The 23,248-nt window shown below is 47.2% G+C and carries 23 protein-coding genes; 8 read left to right on the forward strand and 15 right to left on the reverse strand.

Going from position 1 to position 23,248, the window contains the following annotated elements; genetic code table 11:
• Positions 1-281: 281 nt before the first annotated feature.
• From FS628_RS19315 to FS628_RS19325, 3 genes are all read left to right on the forward strand, one after another.
• Positions 282-878 (forward strand): SMI1/KNR4 family protein, encoded by a 597-nt coding sequence (locus FS628_RS19315; RefSeq protein ID WP_145324659.1) that lies wholly within the window; start codon positions 282-284, stop codon positions 876-878.
• 143 nt (positions 879-1,021) lie between these two features.
• On the forward strand, positions 1,022-2,023 hold the full coding sequence (locus tag FS628_RS19320; RefSeq protein ID WP_145324661.1) for a cation diffusion facilitator family transporter: 1,002 nt from the start codon (positions 1,022-1,024) through the stop codon (positions 2,021-2,023).
• Between the two features lie 254 nt (positions 2,024-2,277).
• Complete coding sequence (locus tag FS628_RS19325) at positions 2,278-2,778, forward strand: hypothetical protein (RefSeq protein WP_145324663.1); 501 nt, start codon at positions 2,278-2,280, stop codon at positions 2,776-2,778.
• A 319-nt stretch (positions 2,779-3,097) separates the two neighbouring features.
• On the opposite strand, the gene FS628_RS19330 is transcribed toward FS628_RS19325, so the two are convergent.
• From FS628_RS19330 to FS628_RS19345, 4 genes are read right to left on the reverse strand one after another with little or no spacing between them, the layout of a single operon-like run.
• Complete coding sequence (locus FS628_RS19330; RefSeq protein WP_145324665.1) at positions 3,098-4,171, reverse strand: ABC transporter substrate-binding protein; 1,074 nt, start codon at positions 4,169-4,171, stop codon at positions 3,098-3,100.
• On the reverse strand, positions 4,168-4,977 hold the full coding sequence (locus FS628_RS19335; RefSeq protein ID WP_062836831.1) for an ABC transporter permease: 810 nt from the start codon (positions 4,975-4,977) through the stop codon (positions 4,168-4,170). Before FS628_RS19335 ends, FS628_RS19330 begins: the two co-directional genes overlap by 4 nt.
• On the reverse strand, positions 4,952-5,785 hold the full coding sequence (locus FS628_RS19340) for an ABC transporter permease (protein ID WP_017691799.1): 834 nt from the start codon (positions 5,783-5,785) through the stop codon (positions 4,952-4,954). The genes FS628_RS19335 and FS628_RS19340 overlap by 26 nt, the downstream gene beginning before the upstream one ends.
• On the reverse strand, positions 5,775-6,884 hold the full coding sequence (locus tag FS628_RS19345; RefSeq protein WP_145324667.1) for an ABC transporter ATP-binding protein: 1,110 nt from the start codon (positions 6,882-6,884) through the stop codon (positions 5,775-5,777). Before FS628_RS19345 ends, FS628_RS19340 begins: the two co-directional genes overlap by 11 nt.
• A gap of 257 nt (positions 6,885-7,141) precedes the next feature.
• On the opposite strand from FS628_RS19345, the gene FS628_RS19350 reads away from it, so the two are divergent.
• Positions 7,142-8,497 (forward strand): MFS transporter, encoded by a 1,356-nt coding sequence (locus tag FS628_RS19350; protein ID WP_145324669.1) that lies wholly within the window; start codon positions 7,142-7,144, stop codon positions 8,495-8,497.
• A gap of 308 nt (positions 8,498-8,805) precedes the next feature.
• On the opposite strand, the gene FS628_RS19355 is transcribed toward FS628_RS19350, so the two are convergent.
• The 3 genes from FS628_RS19355 to FS628_RS19365 form a co-directional block, all read right to left on the reverse strand.
• The gene (locus FS628_RS19355) at positions 8,806-9,273 is read right to left on the reverse strand and encodes an NUDIX hydrolase (protein ID WP_145324671.1); all 468 of its coding nucleotides are present in this window, start codon (positions 9,271-9,273) and stop codon (positions 8,806-8,808) included.
• Between the two features lie 155 nt (positions 9,274-9,428).
• On the reverse strand, positions 9,429-10,640 hold the full coding sequence (locus tag FS628_RS19360) for a nitric oxide synthase oxygenase (RefSeq protein ID WP_145324673.1): 1,212 nt from the start codon (positions 10,638-10,640) through the stop codon (positions 9,429-9,431).
• 126 nt (positions 10,641-10,766) lie between these two features.
• Positions 10,767-11,246 (reverse strand): Dps family protein, encoded by a 480-nt coding sequence (locus FS628_RS19365; RefSeq protein ID WP_145324675.1) that lies wholly within the window; start codon positions 11,244-11,246, stop codon positions 10,767-10,769.
• Between the two features lie 358 nt (positions 11,247-11,604).
• On the opposite strand from FS628_RS19365, the gene FS628_RS19370 reads away from it, so the two are divergent.
• Entirely contained in the window at positions 11,605-11,955 is a 351-nt protein-coding gene (locus FS628_RS19370) for a cupin (RefSeq protein ID WP_145324677.1), read from the forward strand.
• Positions 11,956-12,024: 69 nt separating this feature from the next.
• On the opposite strand, the gene FS628_RS19375 is transcribed toward FS628_RS19370, so the two are convergent.
• Positions 12,025-12,762, reverse strand: a complete 738-nt coding sequence (locus tag FS628_RS19375; protein ID WP_145325003.1) for an HAD family hydrolase — start codon at positions 12,760-12,762, stop codon at positions 12,025-12,027.
• Between the two features lie 279 nt (positions 12,763-13,041).
• Between FS628_RS19375 and FS628_RS19380 the strand changes: the two genes are divergently transcribed.
• Both FS628_RS19380 and FS628_RS19385 read left to right on the forward strand, forming a co-directional pair.
• Positions 13,042-13,311, forward strand: a complete 270-nt coding sequence (locus tag FS628_RS19380; protein ID WP_186327882.1) for a hypothetical protein — start codon at positions 13,042-13,044, stop codon at positions 13,309-13,311.
• Positions 13,312-13,472: 161 nt separating this feature from the next.
• Positions 13,473-13,904 carry an SMI1/KNR4 family protein gene (locus FS628_RS19385; protein ID WP_145324679.1) on the forward strand — a complete coding sequence of 144 codons (432 nt, stop codon included), beginning with the start codon at positions 13,473-13,475 and terminating at the stop codon, positions 13,902-13,904.
• Positions 13,905-14,083: 179 nt separating this feature from the next.
• On the opposite strand, the gene FS628_RS19390 is transcribed toward FS628_RS19385, so the two are convergent.
• From FS628_RS19390 to FS628_RS19420, 7 genes are all read right to left on the reverse strand, one after another.
• Positions 14,084-15,823: an adenine deaminase C-terminal domain-containing protein gene (locus FS628_RS19390; protein ID WP_145324681.1), complete on the reverse strand. Its 1,740-nt coding sequence runs from the start codon at positions 15,821-15,823 to the stop codon at positions 14,084-14,086.
• Between the two features lie 174 nt (positions 15,824-15,997).
• On the reverse strand, positions 15,998-17,056 hold the full coding sequence (locus FS628_RS19395; protein ID WP_145324683.1) for an ABC transporter ATP-binding protein: 1,059 nt from the start codon (positions 17,054-17,056) through the stop codon (positions 15,998-16,000).
• An 18-nt stretch (positions 17,057-17,074) separates the two neighbouring features.
• Positions 17,075-17,866 carry an ABC transporter permease gene (locus tag FS628_RS19400; RefSeq protein ID WP_145324685.1) on the reverse strand — a complete coding sequence of 264 codons (792 nt, stop codon included), beginning with the start codon at positions 17,864-17,866 and terminating at the stop codon, positions 17,075-17,077.
• A gap of 6 nt (positions 17,867-17,872) precedes the next feature.
• Entirely contained in the window at positions 17,873-18,694 is an 822-nt protein-coding gene (locus tag FS628_RS19405) for an ABC transporter permease (RefSeq protein ID WP_145324687.1), read from the reverse strand.
• Between the two features lie 317 nt (positions 18,695-19,011).
• Positions 19,012-19,950, reverse strand: coding sequence for a nucleoside hydrolase (locus FS628_RS19410; protein WP_145324689.1), 939 nt, complete (start codon positions 19,948-19,950; stop codon positions 19,012-19,014).
• Positions 19,951-20,047: 97 nt separating this feature from the next.
• A complete protein-coding gene (locus FS628_RS19415) occupies positions 20,048-21,118 on the reverse strand; it encodes an ABC transporter substrate-binding protein (RefSeq protein ID WP_145325005.1) in 1,071 nt (356 codons plus the stop codon).
• A gap of 464 nt (positions 21,119-21,582) precedes the next feature.
• On the reverse strand, positions 21,583-21,927 hold the full coding sequence (locus FS628_RS19420) for a Na-translocating system protein MpsC family protein (protein ID WP_017691786.1): 345 nt from the start codon (positions 21,925-21,927) through the stop codon (positions 21,583-21,585).
• Positions 21,928-22,302: 375 nt separating this feature from the next.
• Between FS628_RS19420 and FS628_RS19425 the strand changes: the two genes are divergently transcribed.
• Positions 22,303-23,220, forward strand: a complete 918-nt coding sequence (locus tag FS628_RS19425; protein WP_145324691.1) for a hypothetical protein — start codon at positions 22,303-22,305, stop codon at positions 23,218-23,220.
• Positions 23,221-23,248: the final 28 nt, after the last annotated feature.

Raw genomic sequence — 23,248 nt, forward strand, 5'->3', positions numbered from 1 at the left:
TAAAAAGCGTGGGTTACAGGGATTGCTCCTGTTGCTCACGCTTTACTTGTTGTTAGGAGCAACTTCCATGAAGTTGGTAGATGGAGCTGTGGATGTAACCAGGTGTGCTGATTATGCAACAACCGGCTTTGAATGATGAGACCATGGGAGCATGTAAGACAAGACTCTTGATTCTTGTGTGCTTTTCCGGATTATAACTATAATATGAGGTGAAATTAGGCACAGTTTGCTCGCATATCACTCAACATATTATCTCAATAGCTCATACGGAGGGGAATCGGATGCCAGAACAGCGCATATATGAATTGATGGATGAACTGGATATGTTGTTGGAGGAGAAGATACAGGATGAGGAGAACCGGGAGCTGCTCAACGCATATCGCGAGTTTGAAGGCGTGACGGATGAGCAGCTTGATGCATTCGAGCGTGAACATGGTATTCGTTTACCCGCTGATTTTCGTGCATTCTATAAACGAAAAAATGGGAGTGGATATGCCTTTCACGTCTTGTATCCAAGCCCTGAGGAAGGACGGGAATCTGAGCCATTTTACCTGTTGTCCTTGGAAAAGATTCAAAAGGAGCAGTCCACGCTTGTGGAGAACCGCCTGGATGATTATTATACCGAAGAAGAGCTCCGTGAGCTTGATCCCCGAATCAAGCCGTACCTGTTTCAGAAGAAATGGGTTACGTTTGGCATGCTTGGGGGAGGTTCACTGTATCTAATGTTTGATTTTGATCCAACAGAGCAAGGAACCGTTGGGCAGATTATTATGTACGTGCATGATCCGGATTTTATATATTATGTCGCCGGGACGTTTACAGAGCTCTTGGAGCAATCCAACCGGAACTTACGTGCTCTGGAGGCCATTGAATACTGAGATACATATGGTGATATGACCTTTTTTGCATAATGCTGGGATATGTCAAAGCGGTTATAATAACATTTAGTGGAAATGCACATGCTGTATAGATAAGATTGCCTTTTCTGCACCTAATACATTGATCTGGGAGGGACTACGAAGTGGCTGAACAACCGAAGTCTGAGAGCTTTCTGTCTCTCGTCAAAAAGGGGAATACATCCTCCGCCGTAGCGATGGCAGGGAATGCCGTACTTGCCGTATGCAAAGGAGGGGCTTTCCTATTCAGTGGCAGTGGTGCCATGTTCGCTTCGGCGATGCATTCACTCGCTGATGCCATTAACCAAGGGTTTGTCTTTGTCGGAAGTGTGTTGTCCGAGAAAAAACCTACACGCCGCTTCCCGACCGGATTCGGACGGGTCATCAACATTTTCTGTATGATCGCCGTTATTGTCGTGACGATTATGGCCTATGAAACCATCCATGAAGGTATCCACCTGCTCCAGCATCCTGCTGGTCATTCCGGGGGCCTCTGGATTAACATCGGTGTGCTCGTCTTGAACATTCTGATCGACGGGGCCATTCTGATCAAAGCCATGAAGGAAATCCTCAAAGAAGCACGCGCACCCAAAGCTGCTGGATTTGCCTTGGCCCCTGCTGCCATCAAAAACGTAGGCCGTGCTGCACCGCCAACCCGTCTCGTATTCTACGAAGATGTTGTGGCTGTACTTGGTGCCCTTCTAGCGTTGATCTCCGTCGTGGTCATTGCCTTAACCAATTTTGCATTGATTGATGGTATTGTAACGACGATTATTGGATGCTTGATGATCGCTGTAGCCTTCCGTGTCGGTTATGATAATATGATCGGATTGATCGGTGTAGCGGCTCCGCAGGATATTGAGGACAAAGTATCCCAGACCATTCTGGCAGACACACACGTTGCCGATATTCAGATGATGCGTATCATTCAGGAAGGCCGTTATTATCATGTGGAAGGTCTGATTGAACTGACCAAAGGACTCAGCCTGGCTGATGCGGATGACATCAAGTTCCGTATTCAGGAGAAACTGATGACGAACCCCGATATCGCCGATGCAGCCATCTCCATTATTGAGGATGACGGCGTGAACAGCTGGGGCAAGAAACATTCAGATGTGGTGAAATAACGAGCTTCGCTTTTGATAAAAAAAATGACAGAACCCACTCTTCAACAGAGTGGGTTCTTAGCATGTTCAACTACACCCTCTTCCAGGGAGTATAGTTTCTCCAATTTTCCTACCTAGACTTTGGTCTAGGTTTACTTTAACTCCAAAGGCGGAGGATATCCTTTTCCAGTTCATGGTATGCTGTGAATATCGAAAGAATTGCTCTACATACAACTGTCCGGAAAATTGATCTTGTATTGAGAAGGAGAGATATTATGGCTAAACGTACGATCCTTGCGCCTGTTCTCATTTTGCTGGGCGTGTACCTGATTCTGAACCAGGGAGGTTCACTCGGTCCGGGTACGATCTTTGCGACCTTCTGGCCCACGTTATTCGTGATTCCACTCGGGCTGTTCTTCCACTGGCTCTACTTCTCCATGATCGGCAGAGGGGTCGGATTGCTGGTTCCTGGTGGGTTGCTGCTCACCGTTGGTATCGTGTGTCAGATCGCCATGCTGTTCAATAACTGGAGTACAATGTGGCCGGGCTTCATTCTGGCTGTTGCTGTTGGTTTGTTCGAATTGTATTGGTTCGGTGGTCGGAACAAATGGTTGCTGATCCCCATCAACATTCTGATGGTTGTATCGCTGCTGTTCTTCGCCGTAATGTCGATTGGCACGATGCTGAGCAGCTTGAGCTTTATCCAACCGTTCGTGGCCATTGTGCTGATTATGGGTGGGGCATGGATCATGGTGGGGCGCAAAAAGCGCATGTAGTGGCAATTATATAAGATGAATAGGTGGATCAACTGAGCCACTCCGGTGACAGAACAACTTCTGATCGCTGTTATCCCCGGATTTTTTTGAATCCCATCTGGAATGGGAAAATCCGTTGATAAAGGCGAGCGCTTCGCTTCTTCAGTTTTTTCTGTCCCCTCCGTTAACGTGTGATCTTAAATGTTCATCTTATATGACACCTCAAGCGCTATTGCTCTGAAGTAATAAAAAAGGGGTGCTGCTCGTCATCAATTGATATGACGAGCAGCACCCCTTTATTTTTTTCAGATCTAACGAACTGTACATACGCTATTGGCGGTTATTTACTGTGCATTTTAAACTCCAGGAACAGGTCGTTATAATGCGAGAGCATTTTTTTACCCAGATTATCGTAGACCTCCAGCTTACCTGTCAGTGTCTCGTCCGGATAGAAGCGTTCATCCTCCGAGATATCCTCCGGCAGCAGCTTAAGCGCCTCGGCGTTCGGTGTGGAATATCCGACATACTCCGCATTGCGAGCGGCATGATCCGGGTCCAGCATGAAGTTGATAAACTGGTGTGCTCCTTCAATATTACTCGCTGTTTTTGGAATAACCATGTTATCGAACCAGAGGTTCGAGCCTTCTTCCGGCACCATGTAATCCAGCTTGTCGTTCTCATCCATAATCTCGGACGCATCCCCGGACCATACGAGCCCAACGGCTGCTTCCTCATTCGCGAGCAACATCTTGATCTCGTCACCAACAATTGCTCTGACGTTCGGTGTCAGTGTAGACAGCTTCTTCAGAGCTTCTTGCAGATGTTCTTCGTTGGTATCGTTCAGGGAATACCCGAGACTGTTGAGACCCATACCAATGACTTCACGTGCGCCGTCGAGGAGAAGGATTTGGTTTTTCAGACGCGGGTCCCACAGGTCGTTCCAGCTATCAAACGTTAATCCATCCACCAGTTCGGGATTGTACACAACCCCCACCGTTCCCCAGAAATAAGGGATGGAATACGTGTTGCCTTCATCAAAGGACAAGTCCATGAACCGCGGATCAATGTTGTCCAGATGAGTCAATTTGCTGTGATCGAGTGGAACGAGCAGGTCTTCTTCTTTCATTTTGCTAATCGCATATTCGGAAGGAATTGCCACATCAAACGTGGTTCCCCCCTGCTCAATCTTGGTCAGCATCGCTTCATTGGAGTCAAACGTCTGATAGATCACTTTAATGCCCGTCTCGTCCTCAAACTCCTTAAGCAGATCCGGGTCGATATAATCGCCCCAGTTATAGATGGTCAGCGTGTTGCCGCCAGAATACCCCTGACTCTTGTTGAGATACGAAGCCAGGATCATCAGGGCAAAGGCGGCCACGAATACAATTGCAAATGTCCGTACCAGTTGCTTCATGGACGCAGCCCCTTCCCTCCAGGTGGAATCCGCGTTGCACGGCGGTTAATGAAGTAATATCCAACGACCAGCAACACTGTCAGCAGGAACAACAGGGTCGACAGCGCATTGATGGACAGGGATACGCCCTGCCTTGCTCTCGAGTATATCTCTACAGAGAGTGTAGAGTACCCATTTCCCGTGACGAAGAATGTTACTGCAAAATCATCGAGCGAGTACGTCAAAGCCATGAAGAATCCGGCAAAAATACCCGGTTTCACGTATGGCAGCACCACACGCGTCAGAATCTGCCATGAACCAGCGCCCAGATCCCGTGCCGCATCCATCAGTGTCGGACTCATCTCCTGTAACTTCGGCAATACCATAATAACGACAATTGGCACACTGAACGCAATATGAGACAGCAGAACCGAAGTGAAGCCCAGTTTGATGCCAATCATGGTAAACAGGATCAGGAACGATGCACCAATGATGACATCGGGACTCACGATGAGCACGTTATTGAGTGACAGCAGCGTATTTTTGGTCCGTTTGCGACGCACATGGTAGATCGCCAGTGCTCCTGCAACACCAAGGATCGTTGAGATCGCCGATGACAGCAGTGCGATGATAAATGTATTCAGCACAATGATGAGCAGCCGTGTATCGGCGAACACCTCTCTGTACCATTCAAGCGTGAATCCTTCGAAGCTGCGCATGTGGCCGCCACTATTGAAGGAATAGAAGATCAGATACGCAATCGGTGCGTACAGGATGGCGAATACAACGGCTAGATAGACGTTAGACAGCTTTCCGTTTCTTCCCATTACGCACCTCCTTCTTACCTGATCCAGTCAGGAACATAATAATCGCCATCGCAATAATCAAAAAGACGGCAATCGTCGAACCCATCCCCCAGTCCTGGGTGACGAGAAAATGCTGTTCAATCGCTGTTCCCAGCGTAATTACACGGTTTCCCGCAATGAGGCGGGTAATCATGAACAGGGACAGCGCTGGAATAAATACAGCCTGACAGCCTGATTTCACACCGCTAATCGTCAGTGGAAAGATAACTCGGCGGAATGTCAGCCACGATGAGGCCCCCAGATCACGCGCCGCGTAGATCAACGATGGATTCATCTCTTCCAGCGCATTGAAGATCGGCAGGATCATGAATGGAATGAAGATGTACACCGAGACAAAGATAAAGCTGAAGTCGGTGAACAAGATCTGCTGTGTACCAATACCCACGACTTCAAGCAGGGAGTTGGTCAGACCATACGTTCCGAACAGGCCGATGAAGGCATATGCTTTTAGCAAAAGATTGATCCAGCTTGGCAGAATGATCAGCAGCAACCACAGCTGCTTGTGCTTCGTCCGGGTCAGCATATACGCCGTCGGGTAGGAGATGAGCAGCGAGAATGCCGTAATCAGAAATGCATACCAGAACGAACTGAGCGTCATCTGCAAGTACACAGGTGTGAAGAACCGGGCGTAGTTGCCAAACGTGAAGTTGCCTTCAACGTCGAAGAACGAATAATAGATGACCAGCAGAACCGGCGCCACAACGAACAACACCATCCATAATACATATGGAATCAGATACGCATTGCGTGTGCTGGCCTTAGTCTGCATGAGCGGCCTCTTGGTAGGCTTCGAGTCGTTTGTCGAATTCTTCCTCGGTCTCGTTAAAGCGCATGACGTGTATAGCTTCCGGGTCAAAATACAGTCCAATCCGCGCGCCTACAACGGCTTTCTTGGTTGAATGAACAAGCCACTCATTGCCCGCATCGTCGTACGTGGATATCTCGTAATGCACCCCACGGAATAACTGGGAGTCTACATTGACCTTGAGCTTGCCTTGGTCTTCCGTTGTAATCTCCAGATCCTCTGGACGAATGACAATCTCTACCGGCTCGTCCGGCTGGAGACCCTGATCGACACACTCATGCTGTGCGCCAGCGAATTCCACCACAAAGTCCTGCTTCATTTTGCCCGATACAATGTTCGATTCCCCGATAAAATCTGCCACAAAGCGGTTAATCGGCTCATCATAGATATCATTCGGTGTACCGCTCTGTTGAATCACGCCACCATTCAGGACAAAGATCTCGTCGGACATCGCCAACGCCTCTTCCTGATCATGCGTAACAAAGATAAACGTGATGCCCAGTCGCTGTTGCAGCTCCCGCAGCTCGTACTGCATTTCGGTCCGCAGCTTCAGATCGAGTGCTGACAAAGGCTCGTCCAGCAGGAGAATTTCAGGCTCGTTCACAATGGCGCGTGCAATCGCAACACGTTGTCGTTGTCCGCCGGACATTTCGCCAATTTCCCGGTTTTCATAACCGGACAGATTGACGAATTTGAGGGCTTCCAACACTTTGCTGCGAATTTCAGCTGTTTTCATCTTTTTGATCCGCAAACCAAAAGCCACGTTCTCAAATACATTCAAATGTGGAAATAACGCATAATCCTGAAATACGGTATTCACCTGCCGCTGGTGGGCAGGCACTCGGTTGATGAGCGCACCGTTAAAATAAATACTGCCCTGTGTCGGCTCCGCAAAGCCGGCAATCAGCCGCAATATGGTTGTTTTCCCGCACCCTGAAGGGCCAAGAAGCGTATAAAATTTACCCCGCTCAATCTCAAAGCTGACCGCCTTCAATACGGCTTCATCCTGATCGTATTGCTGGGTCACCGCTTCGAAGCGGATAATCGGTTGTTGTTCTGACATGCTTCACATCGCCCCCTTATACTTGAGGTACATCTTAAGTCTGTACACTTTCGTCCATGTTTCCTTATTGATAACCCATCTATTATATATGATTCAGGTATATCCGCAATGGTTTTGATGTAAACGCCACGTGGCATTTCTTCTTATTTTCAAAAATCCTGCATACATTACGGGTATATGTCGATATCTACGCATCCATATGAGGTGAAGGAAGGAATTATAGGATTCCATTTTATGTGTGAGAGGAGTCTTGGCTCTTGGATATTCGTCGTAACCTGCCTTTGCTGATGACGATTTGTTTCCTAAGTCAGATGGGCGGATTCATGATCCTGCCCCTGTTTCCTTTATTTATTGAGGAATTCGGCCTGTCTGGCTGGATGATGGGGGTTATTTTTGCACTTTTTTATGTGGGGAAAGTGATTGGTGGCATTCCTGCAGCAGCAATTTATAAGAAACTAGGTGGTAAAAAAGCTCTCATCCTCATGCTGTTACTACTCGCTGTCTGTATGGGTGGCTTCGCGCTGTCTACTGCTGCGGTGTTATTCGGCCTGCTCCGGCTGCTGCAAGGGCTGGCTTCCACCGGTCTTACCGTGGTTGTGCGTTCCATCATCGGGGACGGAGGGAATGTAGACAACCGAGGACTGTACAATGGGTATATCAGCAGCAGTGAAGGTGGCGGTATGGTGCTCGGTCCTGTAATAAGTGGCTGGCTCGCACTGCACTGGCCCTTGTCACTACCTTTTCTGCTCGTGACCGTATGTTGTCTGATGGCCGTTGTCGCTGCGATGGGTATGAAGACGACAGCACAAGCTAGAGCTAATCATGGATCTGGGGATACGTTAAGTGATCATCTAATAGAGGATCCTTCGGCTACTGTGACACAAGAACCTCTGGACAAATCAACACATTCGCCACTCTCCACGGATGAGGTTGTTGTAGATTCCACCATCAGTGACTCCCACCCTTTTGCTGCACCCACTGCACCACCTTTATCTTCATCACCGTCTGATGCAAAGCATACTCAGGAGGCGTATACAAGGCTCACCCGGCGGCAACAGCTACTTGGGTACGGTACGGTGCATTTTCTGGAGATGAGTGCCTATGCGGTATTCCTCACCTATTTCGCACTGTATGCAGCTCACATCATGCACTGGGACCCGTTTGCCACCAGTCTTGCCTTCACCGTCTCCGGGATCTCTACGCTTGCCGCTGCTCCCTTTGTTGGTTATCTCTCTGACCGGATGGGCGATCGCCTGCTGCTCTGCATGCTTGGCATGTTCCTGATTGGAATTGAAGTCGTTGTATTTCTAAGCACATCCTCCTATCTGTGGGTCTACGTTGGTATGCTGATTGGTGGGGTCGGAGGGGCCTGTTACATGGATTCATTCTTTGCCCATATTGGTGACCACATCCCAGACGAGAGTCGAAGTTCTGTCATAGGCAAAATCGTCTCTGCGGCCGAGATCGGCTCCATCGTGTCGCCATTGGTTGCAGCACTAATGATGGAGGTTGGGTCGCTGTATTCCGTTTTTGTGTTCAATCTGGTGCTGATTGCTGCTGCCATTGTAGTTCAGGCTGCAATGCGCAGTCGGTACAAGACAAAACGGGTGTAAACGCAAAAGGGAGATGTCCCTCAAGTCATGAATATGACGGAGGACATCCCTTTATTGGCATAATTATTTCTAACGAACTGCACAAGTGTTATTCGCTACAATTCCCACAGGACTGTAGACTAACGAATCACAGAGGCGCTATTTCCTTGATTTATTGCTCCTGCATCGGTTTCAGGCAGGTTAATGCCGATATAACGCCACTGATGTTCATTAAATTATAATTCCACAATTAATCCGCCCTATAAGGCGCGCTCGGTTCGTTAGCTTTACAACTCGTGAGATAAACCATTCCGGACGCAACCTCTCGATTATATTTTTCCCAATAATGTTGCTATGTGCACTGCATTTTCTTGGATTTTTCTTTTTAAGTAAGGGTCGGTCCTTTCAGGCAATTCCGTTGGTTTGAAAAATTCCGCTTCAAGAACTTCAACCCCATCTGGCTTCAGTTCTCCCTCATACTCCGTGCAAATATAACCAATGACCACATTGTAGTATTCATGCGCATTTCTTAATTTCGTGTATAACTCTTTTCCTGAGAAGACGCCATACAGATGAAGTTTCTTGATCTCTATCCCAATCTCTTCTCTGACCTCTCTTATTGCAGACTCTTCCACCGATTCGCCGAGCTCCATGAATCCACCGGGTAATCCCCAAGTGTCATCCATATGTCGAACCAACAGAATCTCACCTGTCTTATTCAAGATCAATATACTCGGTCTCACCAAAATAACAGGAGCATTGCCAACCAATCCTCGCAACGTTTCAATATAACCCATGGATTGTTCCCTCCCCTATGTGATGTCAAAGTCATGGCTTCATTATAGGCGTGTTATATATTTCCATATAGAGAAAGAATCTTTTCATTTCTTTCCTATTTTAAAGCCCTTCGTTTGATAAAAAAGGATCACAAAAAATAACCCGTCTGCACAATTTAATGTGCAAACGGGCATTTCATTGGTGCCTCACCAGCCTGTGGTTGGTGATTCTCTACCTGTGCATTCTGCTGCTCGCTACTTCGCGGCTCTGCGGCAGATGCCACGCCATCTTTCAGGGTATACGCCTGATCCTGACGGAAAAAGTTCGGCTTCACAATCTCATTGCGATAAGTGCTGTGGAAAATATGCGTTGTCGCCGGAGATACCGGCGGAATCAGCCACACCCAATCTCCGGTCAGCTCACGCCCAGCCTTCTCCTCCCGCTGTTCAAATAACTCGAACTGCGCTGCCGCCGTGTGGTGATCCACAATGCTCACGCCTGCTTTCTTGAACGAATGCAGCACAGCCACATTCAGTTCAACCAACGCACGATCCTTCCACAATGTCGTTTCACTCGACGTATTCAATCCAAATGCTGCCGCCACCGCAGGCAATTTGTTATACCGGAACGTGTCCGCCAGATTACGGGCGCCAATCTCAGTACCCATATACCAACCATTAAACGGCGCTGCCGGGTAGGATATACCGCCAATCTCCAGTCGCATATCGGCAATCATCGGCACACCGTACCAGCGCATGCCAAGTTCTGCTATCTCCGCTCGTTCCGGGTGTCCAATGGCTACTTCCACAATCTCTTCTTCGGGTACAACATACCACTCTGGAGCTTGTCCTTGTGCCTGAATAATGAGTGGCAATACATCATAGGAGCTACCTGCCCCCTGCCAGCCAAGTGACATCGCCGCCTTCGTCAGTTCCACCGAAGCAGGATCTCCAATAATGCCTTGCTCCGTCTCATATCCCGCATAACGAATAAGCTGATGATTCCAGAGTCGTATCGGAGTTCCATTCGGCCCATCCGGTGGAAGGATGGTGATCATCGGAACGACTTTGCCTCCGTTAGAAGCTACAGAGATATGGTTCAGCACAGCATCCGCTGCCGTTCCTGCTGTATCGGCATGGCGTGCGTCCACGATTCGCAATTTATCCCAGAACAGCCGCCCGATACAGCGGTTGCTGTTCCGCCAGGCCATTTTGCAACCCTGCTCCAATTCATCTGTGGTGTGCACATAGGTTCCCGTTACTTCGATTTCTCCCATAACGGCAACAAGCCGAGCCTGCGCGTCTTCACGCGAATGGCCCAGCTCTTCATAACATGTATATATAAACCGTTCAGCTTCTTCCTGCAATTGTTCCAGGTCTGACCGCATACTCATTCCACCATTCTGTACATCTTGAATGCCATCATTATACGGCAAGCACACCGGATTTGTAAGCGAACGGACACTTTGTTCACGGACTCTACATATCGTTGTCAGGATGTAGGATGACTTTGCTTATTTGCCCAGGAATGCGTTTAACATCCAGACCTCTTTATCCAGTGCAGCGGTGAATCCAATCAGCATATCTTCCGTTGCATTATCTTCCGCTTCTCCTGCTTCGTGAATGCCTTGATGAATCACTTCCACCATTGTGCGCAAATCAGCAACCACCGACTCTACCATACGCTCAGCAGACAACTGGCCTTGTGCCTCTTCAATCGGAGACAGACGCAGCTGTTCACCCATCGTAGCCACTGGACGTCCACCAATAGCCAGCAAACGTTCTGCAACTTCATCCATATTCGCTGTAGCCAGGTTGTACAGTTCTTCGAATTTGGCGTGCAGTGTGAAGAAGTGAGGTCCTTGAACATACCAGTGGAATTGATGCAGTTTCGTGTACAGTACGGACCAGCCTGCGATCTGACGGTTCAGAACCTCTTGAAGTGCTGTGGCGTTGTTAGTAAAAGTGTTGTTTCTAGTTTGGATTGTGCTCATGGAATTTATCCCCTCTCGAATATAAAAATGGTTTTGAATTTTATGATAGATTACTTTGATTCTCTACTTTTAATTTAGACTTAATCTAAATCTTGTTTTAATTATAACACTGTACACACTGTTTGGGAAGGTTCTGAACTACTCTTTCAAATGAAGATTTCATGAAGCACAGCTTCATAGAAGCATTGGTACAGGAAATTAGAAAAAGATGATTGTCAGCAAATTGTTCCCAACCCATTAGAGCTATGATAAACTCGTCTGATTGGGTTTCCATCAATTTTATGGAATAGGATGATACCCATCATAAGGATAGTTACCGATGTAGGAAGTTAAATTAGTCACTATTGCGGAGGTAAACATGAGGATATTTCAATTTAAACAAGAGTCAGGTAAGAAGATTATCAAATTTGATTCTAATTTCGTTATGTCACGTATCACGCAGATCCATAAAGAAGCTCATATAGGATGCATGCACTTGGATAAAGATGGAGTAATAGGTTATCACCAAGCTATGGTTCCTCAACTCCTTTTAATAGTAAGCGGAGAGGGTTGGGTTAGAGGTGAAGCAAATGAATACATCAAAGTTCATTGTGGTGAAGCGGTTCTCTGGGATAAAGATGAATGGCACGAAACTAAAACAGCAACTGGACTAATGGCAATTGTAATTGAAAGCGAAGAGTTAGACACCTCATCATTGATGCCTTTATAGAAGGTATAATATAAAAAGCAGACCTGCACCAAGCTGGTAGCAGGACTGCTCCTTTAAACATAAATCTCCTTAAACTCGGACGGGTTCAAAAGTCAGAATAGAACTGATTTCTTCATAGCTCCGTGCTACAAAATGAGGTTGATGATCGGACTCCGGCAATGCCTCCCGATGGTTGAACCAGATAATTGTCCACCCCGCATCAACTGCACCTACCACATCATTACGCCACGAGTCGCCAATGTAATAGCTGGAACGAGCTTCTGTCCCGGTCTGCTTACTCACATATTCAAACAACCTACGATCCGGCTTGGCATAACCGGTGGTACCAGAGATGAAAATCAGATGCTCGTCCACGAGACTAAGCACATCCAATGCTTCAAGCTTACGCCGCTGATGCTCCCCTTCTCCATTGGTGATTAGACCCACTGTATGGCCTTCTGCCTGAAGCATTCTGATTAGCTCATATGCTCCTTCAAAAGGTACAATCTCAAATTGTCTGCTTAAATACTGTGCTTGCAGCTCTTCAGCTTGTCCCTGTTGTAGGGGGATTTCAAACTCCTCCATCGTCAGCTCAAATCTACGACGGCGCATTCGCTCCACCGCATCCGGCTCCGGTACAGCGGACAGATCTTCTTGAGCAGACAGCCAGTCACTATAATAACGAAAACGATGATAGGCCTCAGTATAAGGGAAATCATCCGGCAGGCCGAGAACGTCCTGCAATGCGCCACGAAGCGGCTGCAGGTGATCGTATAAGGTATCATCTACGTCGAAAAATATGGTTTTAGCTTTATTTATTTCATTCATAATCATTGTCTATCCTCCTGCTTTTGAGTCCAAACATTCTCTTCTACTATATATGTATTCATTTGTCCCGTCCAAACCATGAATATCTTGCTCTATGTCTTCAAGGAACGATGATGACCTCAATCAGATTAAGACATCGGAAAGACACGTTGTAATTATGTTAAAATTAGGATGAATAACATCAGAGGTGATACTTATATTCAATCCAAAAGTCTTCTTCTGTTAGTTGTGTCTAAGGCCATGGCACTCGAAGCCAAAATCTAACCCGGCACAACGGGGATGAAGATGTTTACACACGAAGAGATTCCAATCTGGAAAAATGAACAATTGCTTGAACTGAAAAACAGTAAAAAGTTCATTGATCCAAGAAAAGAAAAGCTGAAAGATCACCGTAAAGGAATCAAGAGCACGCATTACAACAAAGAGTGTAAACCCGCTCGTAAACAGGATTATCGTCTGTATAGAACCAAAATGAAGCGTCTCATGTACCATGAGAAGTATGATCTCCTGCACAATTATAAACGTACGGGTGGTTGGCTTACTTGGTAAGCTAGAGTTAGAAAAGGTAGACTGCATTATTTTCCTATTGTTATTTGGTAGCCGGTAGTAGGGCAAATCTATGGCGGGCTACCTTCTTTTCATTGACCAAAAAGAAGAGATAACTCTTACGAAGTAAATGATTACATTACATAATGTGGGAGGACTAATTCATGTGGAAAGAATATTTCAAGGGAATTTCAGAAGAGTATACGTTCAGTTCTCCTGCATCTGGAGATGAAATTGCAAAGGTTGAAAGCTTGTTCCATGTCACTCTGCCTCATGAACTAAAGGAAATACTGCTGGAAACCAATGGGGTAAGAGCCATTTATGATTTAGGACTAATCTGGTCAGTAGATCGAATCAAGAATGAAAACAAACACTATCGTGACGATCACTTCCAAGATTATTATATGCCATTCGATAACCTGATTTTCTTCGGGGAGAGTGGCATTGGCGATTTATTCGCGTTTCCAGTGACGGGGGATGGAATCTGTAGAGAAGACGTGTTTGTGTGGAATCATGAGAATGATAGCCGAAAGTGGGTTGCACCGTCAGTGTCCAAATATGTTGAGTGGTCATTACAAGGGAAGATTAAAATCTAATTCATGTTTCACTTGCAAGATTAAGCATACAGAAACATTATCTCGAATCCTTTGCTTGAACAAGAATACCCCGTCACACCACTTACCATGGCGAAACGGGGTATAGGACTTTTTCTAATCCAAAATAATTCCACAATCACAATCCAATTGGAGTTATATCACGATATGTGGTATTCCAACTATACAATCAACGATACAACTTTACCTGCATTCACATCAATCAAGCCATGGTCCGTAATCTTCAACGCCGGACTTACCGCAAGGGAATGGGTGCTGATCGACATGATCGGATTGTAATGTACATATCCAAGAGACAGCATAGCTGCACGTAATTCCTTCACTTGATGGGACACCACTGCAAGTGGTTCTTCCGTCAAAATGCCACCTACGGGAAGTTCCAGATGGGACAGCATCTTGCCATCTTCCACCACGCAGAATCCACCCTGGCTCGAAATCACTGTGTTAGCTGCCAGTATCATATCTTCACGATTACGTCCTACAACCAGCAGGTTGTGATTGTCGTGTGAGTATGTCGTTGCAATTGCGCCGCGTTTGATGGTGTCTCCACCGATCAGACCATGTGCACGATTGCCGTTCACGCCATAACGTTCAAAGGTCGCGATCTGCGCATATCCGCTTTCTTCCCAGCGCAATTCACCATCCGAGGACTGAACGGATGCAATATGCTCTTCCACAAAAGTAGAACCATCCTTGACCATCATGACACGGCATTGGTGCTCCCCTCCACTAGTGAGATCAACCCCTGATCCACTGACTTTCGGGTCTGACAACTGAATTGCAAAATCTGTTACGCCCAGCTTCTCCAACTGTACACTCTTATAGAAGTGAGGTGGGAACTGCCCGGTTATGCGTTCCTGCTTATACGGTTCGTAATCGTCATAAGCTTTGCGGCCGTTTTTGTACACCTGATCAATAGCGAGTTCCTCCAGGTTGGATACCAACACATAATCGGCCACTTTGCCTGGGGCAACGCTGCCACGATCGGTCATTTTCATCCGGGAAGCAGGGGTAGATGTTGCTGCATAGATCGCGTCTTCCGGACGCATCCCCATCTGAATTGCTTTACGTACGATATGATCCAGATGACCACGCTCCACCAGTGAATCCGGCATTACATCATCTGTTACGAAGCAGAAATGCTGTGCCACATCATGTTGAATCAGGTACTTCATGACTTCAGGTGTCATTGATTTCTCCTGAATTTCAATAAACATGCCTGCCGCAATCCGCGCCTGTAATCCTTCAATGCTCTGATGGGTATGGTCGGAATCGATGCCTGCGTAGATCAGTCGATGCAGATCAAGTCCAAGCAGTTTCGGTGTATGACCTTCGATCACCAGATCGGGATAGTTTTTGCGGATATGCTGTAGAATCTGGTTCGTCTTGCATTCCGGATCACGGATGACATCGACATAGTTCATGATCTCGCCCAGACAGATGATCTCGCCAGTGGCGAGCAGCACGTCCATATCTTCGATCTCGATCGAACCGCCTGTTGTCTCCATCGGGGTTGCCGGAACGGAACTTGGGATCGCATAGAACATGTCCACCGTCGTCTCCCGACTCGCAGCCATCATCTCCTGCACACCCTCCAGCCCGAATACATTCGCCATCTCATGCGGTTCCGCCACAATGGACGTTACACCGCAGCCAATCAGACCATGGGAAAAGGTTTCCGGTGTCACCATCGTGCTTTCGATATGCAGATGGATATCAATCAAGCCAGGAATCATGTATCTTCCTCGCGCATCGATGACTTCGTCTGCCTGAATCATCTCCGGTCCACCGGGTCCAACATATAGGAATCTGCCGTCGAGTACAGCAACGTTGTTCATTTCAAACCGTTTATAATAACTGTTATACACATGTACATTCACAATTAGTTGATCTGCACGCATGGGGCATAATCTCCTTCTTCACAAGCATTTCACTGCGATCCGGACTGGATAATGAACCTGCACTTTAATCTGATGCACTGCACTTGATTGCGTACCACTGCCTCGCCCGGAATCATCGCATGAAATGCCTTCTTTGCTGCTCTTATTTCTTAATGCTACTCCCTACATTCACGACTACTCTACCAATACAAGCTTGTCCTGTGGGAAAATCAGGCTAACACGCTGCCCACTGAGGTACGGTGTTTCCATCTCCTGATTTGCTGTGAAATCACCCAGCTCCGTCTCGATTACATACTGATAACTGCGTCCCAGATACGTGCTGACTTTGATAATCCCCGGCAATGCATTCACCACATCCGCAGAGGTATCTCCACTAACGATCAGATCATCCGGACGAATCGCACCTTTGCGTGCACCGGGACGTGCTGTTCCAGGATGCGCGGTAGCTGTAAACGTACGTCCACCTGCGCTCAGCGTAATCAATTCACCTGCATCACTACGCTCTGCGAATTCAATGAAATTATGGAACCCGATGAATCGTGCTACAAATTCCGTTGCGGGATATTTGAAAATGGTTTCCGGGCGGTCGAGCTGCTCAACCACACCTTTGTTCATAATCGCTACCTGATCCGAGATCGAGAAGCATTCTTCCTGGTCATGTGAGACATACAGTGTTGTAATGCCCAGCTCTTGCTGAATCCGGCGAATCTCCACCCGCATGTTGAGTCGCAGGTTGGCATCCAGGTTACTGAGTGGTTCGTCGAACAAGAGCAGGTCAGGCTCAATCACCAATGCGCGGGCAATCGCCACACGTTGACGCTGTCCACCGGACAGTTCTTGTGGAAAACGTTTCTCAAATCCATTCAGGTTAACGACTTCCAGGATTCGCATCACACGGGAAGAGATGTCCTTGTCTTTCACCTTGCGCATCCGCAGGCCAAAGGCCACGTTGTCATAGACAGACAGATGCGGGAATAGCGCATAACTCTGAAATACGAATCCGAAGTTCCGCTTGTTCGCTGGAACCTTCGTATAATCCTTGCCGCCGAACATAAACTTGCCCTGCGATGCTTCCAGGAACCCGGCGATGAGGCGCAGCGTAGTTGTTTTGCCGCAACCGCTCGGTCCGAGCAGGGAGAGCAGCTTACCTTTTTCCAGATCCAACTGAAAATCCTTCAGGATTGTCTGCTTATCGTATGCCACGGATACGTGGTCTAATGTCAGCAATGCCATAGCGTTCTGCGCCTCCAATTAACGTTTAGTAAAGTATGAAAATCCGCCCATGATCCGTTCGATCACGAACATTAAGAGTCCGGTGAGTACCATCAACAGCACGGAAATCGCTGCAATCGTTGGGTCAAAATAATTCTCGACATATGTCAGCATCTGAATCGGTAATGTGCTTACCCCTGGTCCGGTCATGAACACCGAGATGTCCACGTTGTTGAAGGACTCCAGGAAGGCAATCAGCACCGCCGCCAGAATACCGGAACGGATGTTAGGTAGTACGATCGTGAAGAACGTTCTTACGCGTCCCGCGCCGAGACTCAGCGCCGCTTCTTCCACTGCAAAGTCAAAGCTAGACAGACTCGATGCAATAACCCGAATGATAAATGGAAGCATGATAATCGTATGACCGATCAACAACCCGAGATACATCGGCAGATGGTAGATTACGATCAGGTATTTCATCAATGTAAAACCGAGCACGATTCCCGGGATCAGTACCGGGGACAGGAACAGTGCGTTCAGCACAGACTTGCCTTTGAAATCGTAACGACTGAGTGCATACGCAGCCGGAACTCCGAGCACCAGCGCCAACAGGTTCCCCAGCAGGGAAATGATGATGGACGTCTGGAATGTGCGGAGGAATCCGCCTGTGTTGAAAATATTCTCGTACCAGCGGAAGGAGAACCCTTCCGGCGGAAATTTGAGTACCGTTCCCGGTTCAAACGAAGTGACCGATATGATCAGAAGCGGGCCCAGCAGAAAGATAAAGACCAGCAGACTGAACAGGCCCAGCCCGATATGTTTCTCCCGCATATGTGTCTACCCCTTCGGATTTAAAGTTTTGGCCATTTTGTTCATGACACCGACCACGACAAATGTAATCACAATCATAATCGCGGCAACAACCGAGGCCAGATACCAGTCGTTGAGGGTCATGGCGTTCTGATACAGGAACGTAGCAATTACACGCTGTTTTCCTCCAAGGAGAGCAGGTGTGGTATAAGCCGTGAGGCTTCCGACAAAGACAAGCACGGCTCCGATCACAAGTCCTGGCACAGCCAGTGGGAACACAACCCGGCGGAATGCCGTAATGCGTGATGCGCCCAGACTTTGTGCTGCCTTGAGCAGGTCACCGTCAATGTTCTCAAGCACACCCACCAGAGAGATAATCATCAGTGGCAGGAACAGGTGCGTCAAACCGATCATCATCGCTGCCGGTGTGTACAGAATATCCAGCGGCTTGTCCACGATGCCCAGGCCAACAAGGGTGTTATTAATCAGCCCTTTGCGTCCAAGGATAATCAGCCAGCTGAACGAGCGCACGACTGGGCTCGTGAGCAGCGGGAAGATTGCCAGTGCCAGCAAAATGCCTTTGCGGCGCGGCGCTTTCTGCGAGATATAATAAGCTGTCGGGAATCCGAGCACCACACAGACGATGGTGGTGACCACGCTAACTTGCAGCGTCGTAAGCAATATTTTCAAAAAGTATGGGTCTCTGAAAAAATGCATGTATCCTTCAAACGTGAAGGAGTTTTCTTGGAAAAACGTCGACCCGATCGTCAGGACAATCGGAATGATCATAAATGCCGCCAAAAACACGAATCCCGGCAGCAATAGCCAGTAGATTACTGATTTCTTCATCGCGATACTCCTGACTTTTAAAATGGTTTTATTCACACGTTTCACTGGCGCACATTTCAAAAATAAACGTTCACTCATCGCACCAGCCGTTCCGGTTACGAATCGTTCTTACGATCGCTGTTATCCTTGGATTTTCTTGATCTCCTTCTTAATAGAAGGAAAAATCCAAGGATAGTGTATGCTTCCGAAGCAGCTTTCTTTCAGAAAGCTTTTAGGCGAACGCTTCGCTTCTTCAGAATCGATTTCGTCCCCTCCACTACCAGCGAATTACGTAAGAATGATTTTTAGACTGAACCCCAATGCCGTGAAGATCACAGCTACGCGTTTAACGCGTTGATAAACAGTTCAAGGAAGCTTTCCGCATCTACGGTTTCGCAGACGAGCGTGTTGGGTTGCTCACCCAACCGATTTTGGAAGTCGCATACCATCTGGCCATCGCACAGGCGGCTGGCGGTTTCGACATCGACGTAATACGATTTGCGTCCTACCAGTTCTGGGGCAAGGGCTACGCCTACGGCTAGTGGATCATGTAACGCGCAAGCGCGGACGCCGTTCATTTGTTCATATCGGTTGATATAAATCTCTGTGCTTTGAGCGACGTATGCACGTATTACAGGATCTGTGAGGCGCTCAATCGTTGCTTCATTCAGCAATGTTTGACGTGTCACATCCAGTCCGACTTGAGTAAGCTTCTCGATGCCTGCGTGCAGTACGATGCGAGCTGCTTCCGGATCAGCGTAGGTGTTGTACTCGGCGGTCGGTGTAATATTGCCATGTCCGCGAACAACACCACCCATGAAGATGACTTCCTTCAATAAAGAAGGCAGTTCAGGACACTTCATCAGCGCGAGTGCCAAGTTCGTTAAAGGTGCGGTCATGATTAATGTCAGTTCGCCCGGATATCGCTTGGCTTGTTCCACGATAAAGTCTGGCGCAAAGCCTTCCTCGGCTTTCTTAGACACGGCCGGATCAGGCAGCGCACCGCCCAATCCATCCTGTCCATGTACCCGATGTTCATAATGCGACTTTCGAGTGAGGGGTCCAACTGCTCCAGCAATGACTGGGATAGTCGGTGCACCCGCGAGTTCAAGAATTTTGCACGTATTCTCTGTTGCCTGCTGAAGTGATACGTTCCCACAGACTGTGGTGATGCCGAGAATGTCTAACTTCCGGCTTTTGACGGCCAGCAAAATCGCCAGTGCATCGTCAATCCCCGTGTCCACGTCCAGAATGATGCGATTTTGCGCTTCACTCATCCGTTCTCAACTCCTATGCGGTGATATGGTTGCTTGCTGCAAATGATATAAGTTGAACATATAGATCAAAGATAACTATTTAGTCGGTTACTTGTTTTTATTGTGCAATTTCACGGTTCCAGCGATCAGTCCAGCCTTTAACCTGTTGATTCACGAATTCCATATCCAGCTTGTTCAGCTTCTCAACGACTTCAGCGCCGTATGTTACACCTTCTGCTTCTTCAGCAGTCAGTTCAACCTTCGTGTTTACCGGGGAATCGACTTTGGCTTTAGCAGATTTCGCTTGTACATCTTGGCTGAGCTGCCAGTTGATGAACTCTTCAGCCAGCTCTTTGTTTTTGCTACCCTTCACGACATTGATTGTGTTCATTACGGCATATGCACCTTCGCTAGGTGTAACAAACTTCGCATTAGGCACGGCTGCTTTCAGATCTTTGAAATACATTTCCATGATCGGTCCGCCAGCAATCTCTTCTTGGGAGAACATGTTCACGAATTCGGATGTTTGGCTGTAGAATTTCACCACATTGCCGCTTAGTTTTTTCAGTTCAGCAAATGCCGCATCTTCATTAAACGTATCGTTTCCGGCTACACGGGAAGCTGCATCCACAACCATTGGGCCTGCCGTTGCCGTAATATTCGGGATGGTCAGGTTACCCTCGAACGCCGGGTCCCACAGGTCACTCCATGAAGTCACTTCTTTGGAAACGAGGTCGGGGTTATAAGCGATTCCGAGCTGTCCAACCGTGTAGGCCGGGCCATAATCTTCACCAAGTGGTGCTTTGGCTATATCATAAATGTCATTTACATTTGGAATTTTGGAACGATCGATTTTCTCAAACAAACCTTCATCGATACCTTGTTGCGCATAGTAGTCAGACAGGTAGATGACATCGACATTTGATGTACCTTGACGAATTTTGTTCAGACGTTCAGCGTTATTGCCGACTTCGAGCACGATGTCTACATTATGTTCTTTTTCAAAGGGACCAAATACTGATTCATTGAAGAAATCTTCCGAGAAGCCCCAAGTGGAGATAACCAATTTGTTAGCTGCTGTTCCCCCACTGCCTGATCCGCCTGTTGCATCCTCCGCACTGCTGCCACAACCTGCAAGTAATACCGATGTCATTGCCACTGCTGCCAAACCGCTAATCCACTTTTTCATCATGATCCTTATTCCCCCTGATATGTGTGATTTAACAACGCAACCATTAAGTTGAACTAGCTTACATGCTCTGCTAAGCATTTACACATAACGGAGAGGACAGAAATAACCTGAAGAAGCGAAGCGTGCGCCTTTATCACCGGATTTCACCTTTTAAAGGATCAAAAAATCTGGGGATAACAGCGATCGGAAGGTTGTTCTGTCATCGAGTGCCCGTGTAAATTACGTTAGTTGAGTGTGTATAGTTCGACTTAAAAAACAAAAAGAAAAGCGCTCTTGTATAAACAAGAACACTTTTCTTCGTAAACAAAGGAAAGCGACACCCGCTGCCGGTACATCATCGGTTTCTGCTTCAGAATCAATCCAAAGACAGACGCCATCATATGAAATTGTACGGAACCTGATCATGAATCCGGTCAACAACCCCCGTATGCATCAACAAGAATCAATCCTGCCGATCCATCCTAGGCCTGTTCCAGAATCACATTCGTGATCGCCCACTGAGTGGACGCATCATAATCCCGCAATATAGCTTCAATTGGCAAACCCATGTGTTGCTCGAGCTTCTCCCGGAATTTCTTCTTATATAAGACAGACATGCGGAAGTCCACTTCCAGCTTTAAGCCGGGGGCCTCCCCTTCCAGGGCGTCAGAGCGCGGTGAACGTCGGTGCTTCGCGTAGAAGGTAACAATATTCTGGTCAATGGTCACTCTCAGGAGAGTGGTACCAAATCCGAACAGTTCCTTCGAAATTTCGTTATAATACTGGCACATCTTCTTCTTGCTTTCATTGCTGTCCAGTAGTTCCATGAACTCACCCACATCTCTTACTACCGTACATTCGACGTGTTAACACGATTGATTATACATAAATATACGATCATAGGCAACCCAAAAGATATAGTTAACATGATAATAACACATAAAAGCGAACGATGAGACATTAACTGCCGAAAACAATTCGTCTTATACCACAGTGAAGTTTACATTAATATGCCTGCATGTCAGTCCTATACTATTGTTACTTCTAAACTCCGTTTTAATACACAGGATTCGAGTCTTCGTTTCAACTTTCCCTATAGGGGTATTAATTCCTGCGAAACATAGACAAACTTCGTCATCAACCGTTAAAATGAGACACAATGTTTACATGTTTTTATTTTCTAGAAATTGGAGGCTTATACCATGAAATGCCCAGTATGTAATCACGAAAATGGAGATGCCCATTTTTGCGAGAGGTGCGGCTCTAATCTAACGCAAACAACCTCTTCGCCCACTCCTGTACCGAATCCGGAACCTGCTGCTTCTTCCGAACCCAAATACACCCGTTGGTCCAGTACGCAGGCCACATCTTCCCAGGCACCCGCTCCATCCAACACACCATCCGTCTCAACTCAGAAGCAACACTCAACAGAATCAGCAAACACCAATGGCCATGCCTCTGCAGGGGACAACAGCTCCAATCAATGGAATAATATCGTGCAGAATGAGAAAGTTCAGCAAGCCAAAGAAGTAAGTAAACAGTATCTATCCTATTTTCTCAGCATATTGGCCCGTCCTTATCAGACGATGAAAACCGTTGGTGACCAGCATTCAATTAACGGATGGCTGACGATGGCGCTGATTGCAGTCTTATCTTCTACATACTTCTTAATTACCTTTAGTCGCATAGGCATGGAAGGCTTGTTCATTGGTGGATTTTTAAGGCCACTGTTGTTCACCGCCATTATCCTGATCGCCTCTATTGCACTGATGTACGCTATTCTAAAGATTGAAAAAATAACGTTCCGTCCCAAAACACTGGTTGCCCAGTTCGGTACATTGCTTGTTCCTGCTGTCGTATCCCTTGTTCTGGCGAATCTGTTTATAATCATCTCATATTCCATCGCGATCTCATTGCTTGCTGTCTCGTATATCATTATCTTTGTTGCTCTGAACTCGGTGCTGTTCCAGTATCCACTGAATCGTACCAAAGCAGCCATCGACAGCATGTACAGCGTGCTGATCGCCAATGTGGTCGTATTCTTTATTCTGTATCGATTGTTGGGTGAGATTATTATTGGACTGATTGGCATGATGCTTTCACCGTTTGGTCGTCTGTAAAATAGTTCAGTCGGAATAAAGCTTATTT

The organism is Paenibacillus xylanexedens (genome assembly GCF_007676705.1).
GTDB classification, from domain to species: domain Bacteria; phylum Bacillota; class Bacilli; order Paenibacillales; family Paenibacillaceae; genus Paenibacillus; species Paenibacillus xylanexedens_C.

Coding starts and splice junctions, on each gene's coding strand:
- FS628_RS19315 (WP_145324659.1), top strand. CDS start 282: ATGCCAGAACAGCGCATATATGAATTGATGGATGAACTGGATATGTTG.
- FS628_RS19325 (WP_145324663.1), top strand. CDS start 2,278: ATGGCTAAACGTACGATCCTTGCGCCTGTTCTCATTTTGCTGGGCGTG.
- FS628_RS19330 (WP_145324665.1), bottom strand. CDS start 4,171: ATGAAGCAACTGGTACGGACATTTGCAATTGTATTCGTGGCCGCCTTT.
- FS628_RS19335 (WP_062836831.1), bottom strand. CDS start 4,977: ATGGGAAGAAACGGAAAGCTGTCTAACGTCTATCTAGCCGTTGTATTC.
- FS628_RS19340 (WP_017691799.1), bottom strand. CDS start 5,785: ATGCAGACTAAGGCCAGCACACGCAATGCGTATCTGATTCCATATGTA.
- FS628_RS19345 (WP_145324667.1), bottom strand. CDS start 6,884: ATGTCAGAACAACAACCGATTATCCGCTTCGAAGCGGTGACCCAGCAA.
- FS628_RS19355 (WP_145324671.1), bottom strand. CDS start 9,273: ATGGGTTATATTGAAACGTTGCGAGGATTGGTTGGCAATGCTCCTGTT.
- FS628_RS19360 (WP_145324673.1), bottom strand. CDS start 10,640: ATGCGGTCAGACCTGGAACAATTGCAGGAAGAAGCTGAACGGTTTATA.
- FS628_RS19365 (WP_145324675.1), bottom strand. CDS start 11,246: ATGAGCACAATCCAAACTAGAAACAACACTTTTACTAACAACGCCACA.
- FS628_RS19370 (WP_145324677.1), top strand. CDS start 11,605: ATGAGGATATTTCAATTTAAACAAGAGTCAGGTAAGAAGATTATCAAA.
- FS628_RS19375 (WP_145325003.1), bottom strand. CDS start 12,762: ATGAATGAAATAAATAAAGCTAAAACCATATTTTTCGACGTAGATGAT.
- FS628_RS19380 (WP_186327882.1), top strand. CDS start 13,042: ATGAAGATGTTTACACACGAAGAGATTCCAATCTGGAAAAATGAACAA.
- FS628_RS19385 (WP_145324679.1), top strand. CDS start 13,473: ATGTGGAAAGAATATTTCAAGGGAATTTCAGAAGAGTATACGTTCAGT.
- FS628_RS19390 (WP_145324681.1), bottom strand. CDS start 15,823: ATGCGTGCAGATCAACTAATTGTGAATGTACATGTGTATAACAGTTAT.
- FS628_RS19395 (WP_145324683.1), bottom strand. CDS start 17,056: ATGGCATTGCTGACATTAGACCACGTATCCGTGGCATACGATAAGCAG.
- FS628_RS19400 (WP_145324685.1), bottom strand. CDS start 17,866: ATGCGGGAGAAACATATCGGGCTGGGCCTGTTCAGTCTGCTGGTCTTT.
- FS628_RS19405 (WP_145324687.1), bottom strand. CDS start 18,694: ATGAAGAAATCAGTAATCTACTGGCTATTGCTGCCGGGATTCGTGTTT.
- FS628_RS19410 (WP_145324689.1), bottom strand. CDS start 19,950: ATGAGTGAAGCGCAAAATCGCATCATTCTGGACGTGGACACGGGGATT.
- FS628_RS19415 (WP_145325005.1), bottom strand. CDS start 21,118: ATGAAAAAGTGGATTAGCGGTTTGGCAGCAGTGGCAATGACATCGGTA.
- FS628_RS19420 (WP_017691786.1), bottom strand. CDS start 21,927: ATGGAACTACTGGACAGCAATGAAAGCAAGAAGAAGATGTGCCAGTAT.
- FS628_RS19425 (WP_145324691.1), top strand. CDS start 22,303: ATGAAATGCCCAGTATGTAATCACGAAAATGGAGATGCCCATTTTTGC.